General features: G+C 59.9%; 11 protein-coding genes and 1 pseudogene. 6 read left to right on the forward strand and 6 right to left on the reverse strand.

From position 1 onward, the window contains the following. The first annotated feature begins 247 nt into the window (after positions 1–247). Positions 248–1513 carry a hypothetical protein gene (locus tag FHS03_RS25645; RefSeq protein ID WP_183443738.1) on the forward strand — a complete coding sequence of 422 codons (1266 nt, stop codon included), beginning with the start codon at positions 248–250 and terminating at the stop codon, positions 1511–1513. Between the two features lie 342 nt (positions 1514–1855). On the opposite strand, the gene murB is transcribed toward FHS03_RS25645, so the two are convergent. Further along, the gene (gene murB, locus FHS03_RS25650; RefSeq protein WP_183443739.1) at positions 1856–2884 is read right to left on the reverse strand and encodes a UDP-N-acetylmuramate dehydrogenase; all 1029 of its coding nucleotides are present in this window, start codon (positions 2882–2884) and stop codon (positions 1856–1858) included. A gap of 151 nt (positions 2885–3035) precedes the next feature. Between murB and FHS03_RS25655 the strand changes: the two genes are divergently transcribed. Further along, the gene (locus FHS03_RS25655) at positions 3036–3521 is read left to right on the forward strand and encodes a YajQ family cyclic di-GMP-binding protein (protein ID WP_050408821.1); all 486 of its coding nucleotides are present in this window, start codon (positions 3036–3038) and stop codon (positions 3519–3521) included. A 61-nt stretch (positions 3522–3582) separates the two neighbouring features. Next, a complete protein-coding gene (locus FHS03_RS25660; protein WP_183443740.1) occupies positions 3583–4851 on the forward strand; it encodes a nitronate monooxygenase in 1269 nt (422 codons plus the stop codon). Between the two features lie 60 nt (positions 4852–4911). Here FHS03_RS25660 and FHS03_RS25665 read toward each other — a convergent pair whose 3' ends face one another. Continuing rightward, the gene (locus tag FHS03_RS25665) at positions 4912–5835 is read right to left on the reverse strand and encodes a LysR family transcriptional regulator (protein WP_183443741.1); all 924 of its coding nucleotides are present in this window, start codon (positions 5833–5835) and stop codon (positions 4912–4914) included. A 111-nt stretch (positions 5836–5946) separates the two neighbouring features. Between FHS03_RS25665 and FHS03_RS25670 the strand changes: the two genes are divergently transcribed. Next, positions 5947–6699, forward strand: a complete 753-nt coding sequence (locus FHS03_RS25670) for an SDR family oxidoreductase (protein ID WP_183443742.1) — start codon at positions 5947–5949, stop codon at positions 6697–6699. Positions 6700–6714: 15 nt separating this feature from the next. On the opposite strand, the gene FHS03_RS25675 is transcribed toward FHS03_RS25670, so the two are convergent. The 4 genes and pseudogenes from FHS03_RS25675 to FHS03_RS28690 all read right to left on the reverse strand — a co-directional run. Continuing rightward, positions 6715–8178, reverse strand: coding sequence for a DUF3482 domain-containing protein (locus FHS03_RS25675; protein WP_371871775.1), 1464 nt, complete (start codon positions 8176–8178; stop codon positions 6715–6717). A gap of 11 nt (positions 8179–8189) precedes the next feature. Continuing rightward, entirely contained in the window at positions 8190–9656 is a 1467-nt protein-coding gene (locus FHS03_RS25680) for a DUF2868 domain-containing protein (protein ID WP_183443744.1), read from the reverse strand. Between the two features lie 95 nt (positions 9657–9751). Beyond that, positions 9752–10420: a hypothetical protein gene (locus FHS03_RS28330; RefSeq protein ID WP_229426441.1), complete on the reverse strand. Its 669-nt coding sequence runs from the start codon at positions 10418–10420 to the stop codon at positions 9752–9754. A 60-nt stretch (positions 10421–10480) separates the two neighbouring features. After that, positions 10481–10948, reverse strand: a pseudogene (locus FHS03_RS28690) (DUF4214 domain-containing protein); the annotation flags it as partial. Positions 10949–11330: 382 nt separating this feature from the next. Between FHS03_RS28690 and FHS03_RS25690 the strand changes: the two are divergent. Next, positions 11331–12023 (forward strand): hypothetical protein, encoded by a 693-nt coding sequence (locus FHS03_RS25690; RefSeq protein ID WP_183443746.1) that lies wholly within the window; start codon positions 11331–11333, stop codon positions 12021–12023. A 15-nt stretch (positions 12024–12038) separates the two neighbouring features. After that, a complete protein-coding gene (locus tag FHS03_RS25695) occupies positions 12039–12620 on the forward strand; it encodes a C39 family peptidase (protein WP_183443747.1) in 582 nt (193 codons plus the stop codon). Positions 12621–12764: the final 144 nt, after the last annotated feature.

A 12764-nucleotide genomic window follows, 5' to 3' on the forward strand; every position in this document is an offset into this window, starting at 1 on the left:
GTCAAAACGATGCTAGCACATGGACTTTCAAAAGCAAATCAAGATATTACCCAAGGGGCAATTATTTACGCCAAAAATATTGACAATCCAAAAATATTTTTATATAAATGCAATCTTATGTTTTCTTTAATTGCAAGCAACCATTTTCTCCCGGCCGCCAGATATTTGAAAGCATTAATAGCTTGAAATGTGAATTTTCAAAATATCACCTTTCACAAATGATCATTGGTTTTTCAGGAGAGCTTTCTTGCATAAAAAATTAACAATCTGGCTATGCGCCATAATCTTATTCAGCATGAGTATGCCCACCTTTGCTCAGAAGGGGATTCAACGCCATGTCTTTTGGCAGTCGGGGCTAAATGTGAAAATTTGCCAAGAGAAAACACCGAGTCGCGCTTGTGAAGAAACCGAAATGCCGGCGGAATTAGGCTCGATTAAGCAAGTAATCGTTGGAAAATTTACGCGAATGTCCAACACAACTTGGATAGCGGTTAGCAGCAAAGGTTTTGCGTTATGCCTCTTTGGCAACAACTCGCTGACCACCGCTTGCAGACGAATTGCCGTCCCTAAAAATGTCTCTGAGTATGAAATAGAGTCTATTGATGGCATGCTGTTTTTTGGCCATAAGAAAAAGTCGGGGGCTGAGGCGATAGAGGCAGAACTGAGCTTTGGAAAACAATTCATACTGGCCTTAAATGCTGCGGCCCAAGTCTTGGAAGAAGATGCTCGGAAAAATGATGTCAGCAGTGTAGGGCGCGCCAATTTGACTGCAAGAATGAGCAGCACGCACATCAACTGCAGTAAATCAGATTGGCTGCAGGGCAACTGCGATGCACAAACCCCTGACCTCCCCTACCCCTATCCGGACCCGGAGCGTGAGCCCGACAATCCCGGACCAATCGATGTCGTCATTGTCCCCGGCAAGGTGCCTTCACCGGATCCGATTCCGCTCCCCGAACTTCCACCAATACCAAATGTCGCATGGGCATCCCAATCGGGCTTTTACGTACATCAACGAGCAACTTATTTAATGATAGGTAAATATTTATCCCAAGCAGACATTGATACCCTAGCCAGAGCACATGTTGCCGCTGACTCACCTCAATATCAAACACCTGCCTCAACTCATCGTCATGCCATGCGACGCGAAGGGCAATCTACTGCGGAAGCCAAGATTGAAGCAACGGTATTTGTACGAGCTCAGTTTGAGCGTGCATGGAATGCTCCCAGCAGAACAGATGCTTTATATGAATTCGGGCTCGCCTTACATGCTATTCAAGACTCGACTTCACCAAGCCATAGCGGCTTCCAATTGTGGACTGGACGAGAAACCAAGTCGGAGTTGGCCGATCACGTGAGTAAGGAGTTAATGAATCCTGGGCAAGGCAGCGCCCTATTCCGGGCAACACAAGAAGCATGGAGGTGGTTCAATGATGGTAAGCTGCCGAGCGGTGATCTATTCAGCTTTGGATGCGATGGATGCACGCCTGGCAACGCCACAGGAACCCTATGAGATACAGATACGTTCTTCCCTCGCTCGCTTTAGTGTACCCATCACTTGCGTATGCGAGCGGAAATCCGGCGATATTATATTTCTTCGCCCTTGGCGGCATCCTACAAATTGCCGGACTCATCCTTATCCTCAAGGACAACTCCGGCCGACGCCCCCTACAAGCATGCCTCTACATTGCCTTTTTCTTACTGGGCTGGTTTTGGTGGCTAAATCTGCGCTCGCCAACAGGCGGTTCGGCTGATTGGTTATTTATAGGGCTTCCAGTCGCCTTCATTATTGGGAAACTTGCCTTCCGCCGCAAATAGGGCAACTCGGTACAGGCGGCGCGGGAAATCGCGCCGCTCAGACGAAGACCGGCTCCGGCTCCAGCCGCACGCCATAGCGCGCCTGCACGTCGGCCTGGATGGCGGCCGCCAGCGCCTGCACCTCGGCGCCGGTGGCGCCGCCATTGTTCACCAGCACCAGCGCCTGCTTGGGATAGACCCCGGCGCGGCCCAGCGACTTGCCCTTCCAGCCGCACTGGTCGATCAGCCAGCCGGCCGCCAGCTTTTCGCTGCCATCGGCCTGGCGGTGGTGCACCAACTCGGGGAATTGCGCCAGCAGGCGCGCGCACTGCTCGCCCGGCACCAGGGGATTTTTGAAGAAGCTGCCGGCATTGCCGATCTCGGCCGGGTCGGGCAGCTTGCGGCGGCGGATGGCGATCACAGTATCGGCCACCTGCTGCGGCGTGGGCGCCGTCCAACCTTGCTGCTGCACGGCCGTCGCCAGCTCGGCGTAGCGCAGATTGGGCTGCCAGGCTTTAGGCAAAGCAAAGCTTACTTCAAGGATAATCAGCTGTTTGCCCTCGGCCATCTTGAAGATGCTGTCGCGGTAGGCGAAGCGGCAGGCCGCGCTATCCAGGGTCACGATCTCGCCGCTGGTTGTATCAAAGGCGCGCAGACTATGGAAAACATCCTTGGTTTCAGCGCCGTACGCCCCGATATTCTGGATAGGCGCCGCGCCTACCGTGCCGGGAATCAGCGACAGGTTTTCCAGCCCGCCCAGGCCTTGCGCCAGCGTCCATTGCACGAAGGCGTGCCAGTTCTCGCCGGCTGCGGCCCGCACATAATGGTGCTGTCCATCGCTGGACAGCACCTCCTTGCCTTCGAGCGCGATATGCAGCACCAGGCCGGGGAAGTCGCCGGTCAGCAGCAGATTGCTGCCGCCGCCCAGCACCAGGCGCGGCAAGGCGGCCAGGGCCGGATCGGCCAGCACGGCGCGCAACTGTCCCTCGTCCGTCACGCGCAGATAGTGCTGCGCCCTGGCGTCGATGCCAAAGGTGTTTAGATGCTTGAGGGAAAATTGATGCTGAAGGGAAATATGTGATTGCATAACAAGCCGGTTATTTTGATCGATTATAGTAGGAAAGGGGTAAAAACGACCGAGCGTTCGCCTCTTTGTCCGTTAAAATGTCGCATCTTTTGGGTGGCGCCCTCTATTTCAACTGTTACGCGCCGCCGCCATAATTACAAGGAAATGCATCATGCCATCGTTTGACGTAGTCTCTGAAGCCGATATGATCGAAGTCCGCAATGCGGTCGATCAGTCCAATAAAGAAATCAGCACCCGTTTCGACTTCAAGGGCAGCGATGCGCGCGTGGAGCAAAAAGAACACGACCTGACCGCCTTCGCCGATTCCGATTTCCAACTCAGCCAGGTACGCGACGTGCTGACCAACAAGCTGGCCAAGCGCAAGGTCGATGTGCGCTTCCTCGACGAGGGCAAGATCGAGAAGATCGGCGGCGACAAGGTCAAGCAGGTAATCAAGGTGAAAAACGGCATCGAAACCGAAACCGCCAAGAAAATCACCCGCATCATCAAGGACAGCAAGATGAAAGTCCAGGCCAGCATCCAGGGCGAATCGGTACGCGTGACCGGCGCCAAGCGCGACGATCTGCAAGCGGCCATGGCCCTGCTGCGCAAGGAAGTGGCGGATACGCCGCTGGAGTTCAACAACTTCCGCGACTGATCCCCTTCCCCTCCGGCGCGTGGAGACGCGCCTGCACTAACCACGTAGTCCAAGGATAGAAATGAAACGTGTTGACGACTTCCGCCTCAAGTTTGGCGATAAAGAATATGTGCCAATCATGATCGGCGGGATGGGCGTGGATATCTCCACGTCTGAACTGGCGCTCGAAGCTGCCCGCCTGGGCGGCATCGGCCATATTTCCGATGCGATGGTGGAGGACGTGTCCGACCGCCGCTTCGATACCAGCTTCGTCAAGGAAAAGACCAAGCTGTACAAGTTCAACATCAACAATATGGACAAGGCGGTAGTGCAGTTCGACCTGGGCCGCCTGGCCGAGGCGCAGCGTCTGCATATCGGCAAAACCATGGAAGCGAAAAAAGGCCCGGGCCTGATCTTCGTGAACTGCATGGAAAAGCTGACCATGAACGGGCCGAAGGAAACCCTGCGCACCCGTCTCAACGCGGCGCTGGACGCGGGCATCGACGGCATCACCCTGTCGGCCGGCCTGCACTTCGGCTCCTTCGCGCTGATGGCCGACCATCCGCGCTTCCGCGAAGCGAAACTGGGCATCATCGTGTCTTCGGTGCGCGCGCTGCAGATCTTCCTGCGCAAGAACGCCAAGCTCGATCGCCTGCCCGACTTCGTGATCGTGGAAGGTCCGCTGGCCGGCGGCCACCTCGGCTTCGGCCTGGAGGACTGGAAGGATTATGACCTGCACACCATCGTCGCCGAAATCCTCGCTTACCTGAAGAAGGAAGAGCTGAGCGTCCCCGTCATCGCGGCGGGCGGCGTGTTCACCGGCAGCGATGCCGTGTCCTTCCTGGAAATGGGCGCGGCCGGCGTGCAGGTGGCGACCCGCTTCACCATCGCCAAGGAATGCGGCCTGCCGGACAAGGTCAAGCAGGAATACATCAAGGCCACCGAGGAAGACATCATCGTCAACGGCGTTTCGCCGACCGGCTATCCAATGCGCATGCTGCGCCAGACCCCGGCCATCGGCGCCGGCATCCGTCCCGGCTGCGAATCCTACGGCTATCTGCTGGACGCCACCGGCAGCTGCGCCTACATCAATTCGTATAACCGCGAAGTGGTGGCGAATGGCGGCACCGACAAGGGCATCAAGGTGATGGACAAGACCTGCCTGTGCACCCATATGCGCAACTTCAACTGCTGGACTTGCGGCCACTACACCTACCGCCTGAAGGACACCACGCACAAGCTGGCCAACGGCGAGTACCAGCTGCCGACGGCTGAACATATCTTCAAGGATTACCAGTTCAGCGTGGACAACCAGATCGCCCTGCCGCCGAAGGAAGAAGTCGCGGCCTGATCGGACTGCGGCATAAGAAGGCGCAGCCTGCAAAGGTCTGCGCTTTTTTTTCGCCCCTGCTCACATGCCGCTGATGCGGCGCGCGAATGCCGGTTCGCGGAAGCGCTCGACGATGAAATCAACAAAGAGCCGCGTCTTGGCCGGCAACAGCTTCTTGCTGGAGTAATAGATCGAGAGCGGCCCGGTACGCGCCGACCATCCCGGCAGCAGGCGTATCAATTCGCCGCGCTCCAGGTAGGGCGTGGCATGGGGCGACGGCAGCAGGGCCAGGCCCATGCCCAGCGCGGCGGCGTGCGCCATCGCTTCCGGATCGTCGAAGATGGCGCTGGCGCGGTGCTCGGCCACGCCCTCTTCGCCCTTGGCATTGCGCAGCGTCCAGTTGCGCAAACGTCCGCTGCCGGCCGAGCGGCGCGCGATGCCGTCCAGCGCCGCCAGGTCCGCCGGATGGCGCGGCATGGGCCGCCCGGCCATATAGCGCGGCGCGGCCGTTGCCACGATATGCACCGGTGCCAGCTCGCGCGCGATCACGCCGGGCGTCAGATCGATGCCGCCGCCGATCGCCACGTCGAAGCCGCCGCCGATCAGGTCGACCGGGCGGTTGTCGAAGTGCCAGTCCGGCATGATGCCGGGATAGCGCTGCACGAATTCGGCCAGCAGCGGCAGCAGATACATGCGGCCGAACGCCAGCGCCACGCCGACTTTCAGCGTACCCGATGGCTGGCCGTCGTCCTGCGCCACGTCGGCCATCGCGTCCTGCAACTGCTGTAGCGGAGCGCTGATCTGGCGCAGCAGGCGCTCGCCGCCCTCGGTCAGGGTCAGGCTGCGCGTGCTGCGCTGGAACAGCCGCAGGCCCAGTGCAGCCTCCAACCGCGCCACATTCTTGCTGACCGCCGCCGGCGTCAGGCCGAGGCGGCGCGCCGCCACCGAGAAGCTGCCGCCTTCGGCACTCTGCACAAAGGAGTCGAGATGGTTAAGGGGTTCCATCCCTCTATTTTATACCTTTGGTTGAAATAGATTAGCCAGATTACCGGCTACTCATATTGGAATGTATGACCGATACTGGCCTCATCCCAACCATTTTGAAGGAAGCCAATCATGAACCAGACCACAGTTAGCCTGAACGGCAAAATCGCTTTCGTTACCGGCGGTTCGCGCGGCATCGGCGCCGCCATCGTGCGCCGCCTGGCCGCGGACGGCGCCACCGTCGCCTTCACCTACCACAATTCGCGCGGCGCGGCCGACGCGCTGGCGGCCGAGGTGGAAGCGGCGGGCGGCCGCGTCCTGCCCATCCAGGCCGACGCCGCCGACGTCCAGATGGTCAAGGCCGCGATCGACGATCTCGCCGGGCAGTTCGGCCGCCTCGACATCCTGGTCAACAATGCCGGCGTCTTCATCCCGGGCGCGCTGGCTGATTTCTCGCTGGAGGATTTCGACCGCACCGTGAACGTGAATGTGCGCGCGGTATTCGCCGCCATCAAGGCAGCAGCGGCGCATATGGGCGACGGCGGCCGCGTCATCAATATCGGCAGCGTGAACGCCGACCGCGTCCCCTTCCCCGGCATGAGCGTGTACGCCATGAGCAAGGCGGCGCTGACTGGTCTGGTGCAAGGCCTGGCGCGCGACCTGGGGCCACGCGGCATCACCGTCAACAATGTGCAGCCTGGTCCCGTGAATACGGAGATGAATCCGGACAACGGCGATTTCGCCAAGGCCATGCACGCCATCATGGCCCTGCCGCGCCATGGGCATCCCGATGAAGTGGCGGGCATGGTGGCTTATCTGGCCCGCCCGGAAGCGGCTTTTGTCACCGGCGCCAACCTGACCATCGACGGCGGCTTCGGCGCCTGAGGCGGAACGGCGTAATCAGGCGCCGTGCTGCCCCGCATCGGGCAGCGCGTGGCCTGGATACAGGCGCTGTAAGGTCTGCACCACCACCTGCGCCACCAGTTCGCGCACCGGCGCGATATCGGCCTCCTCCTGCTCGCGCAATGCCTTCCACAGACCTTGCAGCGTGTCCTCGCGCAGCGCCACCGCCTGCTCCACCTCATCCTGCCAGAAGGCGGGCGCTTCGCTCTCGACGAAGTTGCCGCGCCCGCGGCCGAAGTGCGCCACGGCCAGATAGCGCAGCACATTCGAAACCAGCAAGGTGCGCAGGAACTCGTCCGACAGCGCGATCGAAGACTGGCGCCGGTCGGTGCTGGCATTGAAACCCCAGGCCACGCCAGCGAAGGTCAGCGCGCCGATCACGCCGCCCAGCAAGGCGCCCGTTCCCAGCGTCAGCCCACCCGCCGCCAGATCGGCCGACAGCCCCGTCGCCGCGCCCGAGACGATGGCGCCCAGCAGTGCCGCCTGCGCCTTCTCGACCGGCGCGCGCACCACGAAATTCTCGCTGACGCGGGCATTGATCTTGGGCGCTTCGCTGGCATCGAGCTTGTGCAGCGTCAGCAACCCGACCGTGGTCTGGCCTATGCCCAGGTTCAAGCGCGCCACCAAGGTGTTCATCGCGCGCTCCTGGCGCTTGCGGTCCTCGCCCTTGCCCACGCCGACCAGCTTGAGCGCGGCGCCCAGCACCGAACGCTGCTCCACCTCGACCAGTTGGCGGTCGCGCGTGGCATCCAGCAATTGCTGCGCCAAGAGCGAGAGCGATTGCGCGAAGCGCTGGGCATTATTTTTTTCCCATGCGGCGAACAGGCGCTGATACGCCAGCTGCTTGGAGGCCGGTAGCAAGGCGCGCACCGCGTCGTAGAACACGCGCTCATGCACCCAACAGCGGGCGAAGGCGTCCAGCGGCAGCACTTCGCGCACCACGGCGAACTGCTGCAGATACTGCTTCCAACGCGCCAGCTCGGCCTGTTCCTCGTGCTGCGGGCGCGGTGGCCCCATCTGGTTGAGCAGCACCAGCACCGGCTTGCCCAGCCACTCCAATATCTTCATCTCCGGCGGCAGATAGCCGGCATCCTTCGGCGCTTCCGACGAATTCACCAAATACAGCACCACGTCGGCCGCATCGCGCGCGGCGCGCAAGGCTTGCTGGCTAAGCCAGAAAGGACGGTCGCGGTAGCGGTCCAGCACCTCGCGCAGGAACCAACCGATCGGATTGCCGGACGAGGCGAGCCGCTTCAGCAACCGCGCCGAATCGCCGAAACCGGGCGTGTCCCACAACAGCAGGGCGTCGCCTTCGGCATTATTGAGCAGCGTATGCGCTTCCGACAGCACCGTCACGTGGGCCGCATCGCGCACCTCGCCCACATCGCTGCCGATCAGGGTGCGCGCCAACGTGGTCTTGCCGTTATTCGTATGCGAGATCAGGGCAAGTTGGATCTGCATTCCGCTCTCGCTCATAAGCCCCCCGATAGCGGCAGGCCGGCGCCCTGCTCCAACGCGCGCAGCTCCGGCTGCAGAAGATTGACCATGGTTGCCTCAACGCCGTGATAGAGGCAGAACTGGCGCCACAACTCCACCCGCTCCGACAGTCGCGCCGCATCGGCGTTGCGCGCGACGAAACCCGATTCGTCCACCAGTACCGCCACGCCACGTGGCGCCGCCGCCGCAATCATCTGGGAGAGGAAGGCGCCATGGCTTTCGCGTTCCGGCGTCGCGGCCAGATTGAACAGGGCCGCCGTCAGGCTGACCTCCTTGTTACCCCAGTCCACGCTCTTGAACGCATCGCGCAACTCGTCGCCATACGCGATGGCCGGCGCCAATTGCACCCGCGCCTTCTCGCCCAGCAGACTGGCAGCCACCGCCTGCAAACCCTTGCTGCGCGCCTCGTCCACGGTGAAGCTGAAAGGCAGCACACGCAGCACGCCGGCCGGCTGGCCAGTCGCCTCGCCCAGTTTGCGGAAATAGGGCTGGTCCAGATCGAGCGGGAAGCGGCGCGCCAGCCAGCGCGCCCGCAGGCCCGCCAGCATCGCCAGCACCAGGCGCGGCGCCACCGCCAACAGCAGCAAGGTGGCCGCATACAGATGCACCCACAGCGCGGCGCCCGCCGCGGTCTGGGTCTGTGGGAAGTGCAGGCTTTGCACATCGGCCAAGGTGAAACCGGGCAGATGGAAAACGAGGATGGCCGGCGCGAACAGGATGCTCAGCAGACCATGCACCTGCTCCGCGCTCAGGAAAGTGCTTTCCCAGCCGGCCGCATACTGCACCAGCAGGCCGCGCGCATACAGGGAAAGCGCCGCCCCCAGGGCGAAAGCGGCGGCGCTCAGATGGATGACGCAGGCCAGGCGCGCGCCGTTCAGCCTTGCGCTCAGCTGCGACCATTCGCCCATGAAGGCGAACAGCGCGGAAGACATTGCATGCGGCAGCTTGCGCGACAGCGCATTGCGGCCCACGCCCAGGCGCTGTATCCAGGCGGCGCGCCAGCGGTTCACGCCCCGCTTCGGCCAGCAGAGCCAGACCAGCATGCCGAGATACACCGCCAGGTTCCAGAAAATGATAAACAATAAGGGCGCCGACAGCAGGTCGGCGTGGTGGGGATCGGTGATGCGGTCCAGCCCCGCGCCCAGCAGGAGGGCCAGCAAGGGCAAGGTGTAGGCCAGGGTATGCAGGCCGGGGCGGCGGCGGACGAAGGCGGCAAAGGCCGGCGTGCGCTGTCCCAGTTTCTTGATGATCTGTTCGGCGCGCTGCTGCAGAAAATGCTCCTGGGTGGCGGCCGACTTGTTTTCGGCCGCCTGCCATTGCGCCAGTTCGCGCGCCGCCCGGCTGGCATAGCTGCGGTCGTCCTCACTGAGGATTTCGCGCTGCTGGTCAGCCGTTTCGATGGCGCGCACCAATACCACGTCCCGTGCATGTCGCTCGTTCATGCTACTCCTTGTTATGGAGCAAACATTATACGGTGGCTACGCGCCCGGCTACCAACTCCGGTGCATTCGCGGCGCCGGAGCTGGTGTTTCCCGGTTCAAGGCTGCGAGAAGGCCGTCACGCTTTCGCCGGGCGTACCGGCCACGACCACTTTTTGTACCAGCACGGTGTTGGTGCTGTTGAAGCTTGCAGGCAAGCCATACGCGCTAAAGCTGATTTTCTTCTTATTCACGGCATCCTCGATCGGGGTGCCGTTCAGGGCGCCGGTCATCTCGGCGGCCGTATAGTTCAGCTTCACGCCGCTGCCGGTCACGGTGGCATTGCCGGCGGCGTCGAAGGAAATCCGCCAGATGCCTGCCGAATCGCTGCAATCGGTATGGTGGTATTGGAATTCCTGCAAGGCCAGATCGCTGGCCTTCATTTTGCGCTGGCCATTGAGCAAGGGCTGGAAATCGGCGACACGGGACTGGCCCTGGATGGTCGAACACATGATGGCGGCCGAACGGCGGAAGAGATAGCCGCTATAGCCGCGGATGGTTCCAGCCGGCAGCGGGACTGTGGTCGGGTCGGCATCCTGTGCAAACCGTTTAACGGCGGCTTTCGCGACCGACGGCAACAGTTCGTTATCGGCAGGCACTGCCGGGATGGCGGCGAGCAAGGTACGGGAAACGGCTTGCGCATCCGGCGCCGAAGTGAACAGGGCTTTCAATTCCGTCGTATTGATGGCGGCGCTGAATTCGCGCGAAGTCACGAGTTTGTTTTTCAACAAGATCGCATCGGAGGCTGGCGCATTTCCCAGAATCAGAACTGGCGCCTGCTGGCGCGTCAATTTTCCGCTATCGAGCTGATTCAGCCATTGTGTTTTTTCCGTAGCGGAGGGAGCGCGGCTGAATATCGTCTTAAACAGGATATTCAGGAAGACTTCATTGCTGCCACGATAAATCTCCTGCGACTCTTTCGAATTTGCCAGGGCGTCGATATAAGCCTTGGCATTCGCATTGGTATTATATGCAATCGCCAGGTCGGAAATTTTAATCGGCAGTTTTGCTGCCTTATTTTTACCGGCCCAGAAATTCAGCGTCACCGGATCGGCTGCCGCGCCCAAGTATGCCAGGTGAACCTGCTGCACCTGGTCATAATAATCGCTATCGGCCAGGACCGGAGTGGCAGGCGGTGGCGTTACCGGTCCCGTCGGCAGGCTCGCCGCCGGTGCGCCGGAGCCACCGCTACTACTGCCGCCACAGGCCGAAATTAAGGACAGAATAGCCAGTCCTAATAAACTATATGCTTTCATCAGTTCCCCCTCTCAAAAGAAACCATTGGTCAAAATCCAGGGAAAGAGTAAAACCGGGGCAGAAAAAATTTTGTGACAACCATCACGGCTCAAAGTAAATATTATTACTTCCATAATTAAAGTAAATTAGTCCTCCCTTTCCTCATCGGCCCCTCAACACGCTAGAAACTAGCTTGCTCATATCAACTTTCAGCATGTGACCTGGGCGGCAAGCCAGACGTGGCAAGGCCGCAACGCGGCATCCCATACTTGAGTGCGCTACTTGCCAGGCTGCGGCTTGCGCGTAGAATCGTTCAGCCGATTGATTTCAGATTTAAGAAATTAATAACAGGCATATGCGAAATTTAATGCTGACGTCCTATCTGATAAGGAGTTGTCTGCCATGCGAATAAATTTTGACCATACTGTCCCAAATAAAACACGTTTGACTGGAATTGTCGTGGGGCTTGCCCTTGCCTTTTCCAGCACCCCGCTTCTGGCTCAATCCAAAGCAAGTATCAGCGCCGCCGAGCGCGATCTTGCCGCTTACGTGCAGCATAATATCCAGCATAAATCCGGCACCCTGCCCGACGGTTTCCCTCTGGCGATCAGTGATGTGCAGGATTTAAAAGACGCCCGCATCGGACATGGTTTTCAGATCTATACCGTGGATCCCAAAGAGCTTCTCGCAGGACGCGGCGATATTCACAGCATGGCCAGGCCGACCGGCATCTGGCGCTTCCTGATCAATATCAATGAAAGAGTCGTGGGTCTGGCGACGCTGGAACAAATCAACGGCAAATGGGAAACCGTGGCTTATGGCGGCGCCGTGCTGGCCCAAGATCTGGAAACCTCGGCCGGTATTTATGGCAATGCCGACCGCTCGAATATCCGCTTTATCCGAATTTACCAGGCCCAATCCGACTTATTGGAAGTGAATAACAAGGAAGGTGGCAGCCGTTTCGCCCCACTCTATTCCGCACGCCAATCCCTGCTGCTTCAGCGTAGCGGCAAAGACGACGGCCTGCTCGATGGCAGTGAGCTGCTCGGCCCGCTGCAAGCCGCCGTGAAGAAAAACATGGATGCCAATAACTAAGGGAAAGGGACTGCGATGAAAAACTCTTTAAGCCGCCTGATCGTCGGCGCCAGCTTGGCCCTGGCCTTGCCCGCCGCCTTCGCCCAATGGAAAACCCTGAATGTGCCGCTGGTGACGCAGGAGCACAGCCAATGGTGCTGGTCGGGCACCAGCAAGGCGATACTGAATTTCTATGGAAAAACACCGAGCCAGTGCCAGATCGTTAACTGGGCTTTCGGCCTGAACTATGCTTGCGGCAACAGCAACTTCAACTGGAACAGCCCGGCCAATCAGCCCAACAGCATGTACGGCTCGAACGGCAGCGTGCAAAACATTCTCAAAAACTGGGGCGTGCAAAACACAGCCTATAGCGTCGCTTCGTCCTGGAACTCGGTGGTGTCGGACATCAATGCCAACCGGCCCTTCGTGATCCGCTATGGCTGGACCAGCGGCGGCGGCCACATCATGGTGGGGCGCGGCTATGAAACCATCAATGGCGTGAATTACGTCTACATCATGAATCCCTGGCCCGGCGAAGGCCAGACTTCGCGCACCTACGCCTCGGCGGTACAAGCCTCTGACCACAAGTGGACGCACACCCAGCGCATGAACCAGTAAAGAGATAGCAACGAAAAAAGCCCCGACTGCAAACGCAGCCGGGGCTTTCTCTTTATAACTAGCCTGACGATAACCTACTTTCACACTGGTTGCAGCACTATCATCGGCGCAAAGTCGTTTCACGGTCCTGTTCGGGATGGGAAG

Origin of the sequence: Pseudoduganella violacea, from assembly GCF_014191875.1 — a bacterium.
In the GTDB taxonomy this organism is placed as follows: Bacteria; Pseudomonadota; Gammaproteobacteria; order Burkholderiales; family Burkholderiaceae_D; genus Rugamonas; species Rugamonas violacea_A.

Bases quoted from the DNA above. Each gene is read 5' to 3' on its own strand.
- FHS03_RS25695 (WP_183443747.1), top strand. From the start codon at position 12,039: ATGAAAAACTCTTTAAGCCGCCTGATCGTCGGCGCCAGCTTGGCCCTG.
- FHS03_RS25675 (WP_371871775.1), bottom strand. From the start codon at position 8,178: ATGCAGATCCAACTTGCCCTGATCTCGCATACGAATAACGGCAAGACC.
- FHS03_RS25665 (WP_183443741.1), bottom strand. From the start codon at position 5,835: ATGGAACCCCTTAACCATCTCGACTCCTTTGTGCAGAGTGCCGAAGGC.
- murB (WP_183443739.1), bottom strand. From the start codon at position 2,884: ATGCAATCACATATTTCCCTTCAGCATCAATTTTCCCTCAAGCATCTA.
- FHS03_RS25670 (WP_183443742.1), top strand. From the start codon at position 5,947: ATGAACCAGACCACAGTTAGCCTGAACGGCAAAATCGCTTTCGTTACC.
- FHS03_RS25655 (WP_050408821.1), top strand. From the start codon at position 3,036: ATGCCATCGTTTGACGTAGTCTCTGAAGCCGATATGATCGAAGTCCGC.
- FHS03_RS25690 (WP_183443746.1), top strand. From the start codon at position 11,331: ATGCGAATAAATTTTGACCATACTGTCCCAAATAAAACACGTTTGACT.
- FHS03_RS25660 (WP_183443740.1), top strand. From the start codon at position 3,583: ATGAAACGTGTTGACGACTTCCGCCTCAAGTTTGGCGATAAAGAATAT.
- FHS03_RS25680 (WP_183443744.1), bottom strand. From the start codon at position 9,656: ATGAACGAGCGACATGCACGGGACGTGGTATTGGTGCGCGCCATCGAA.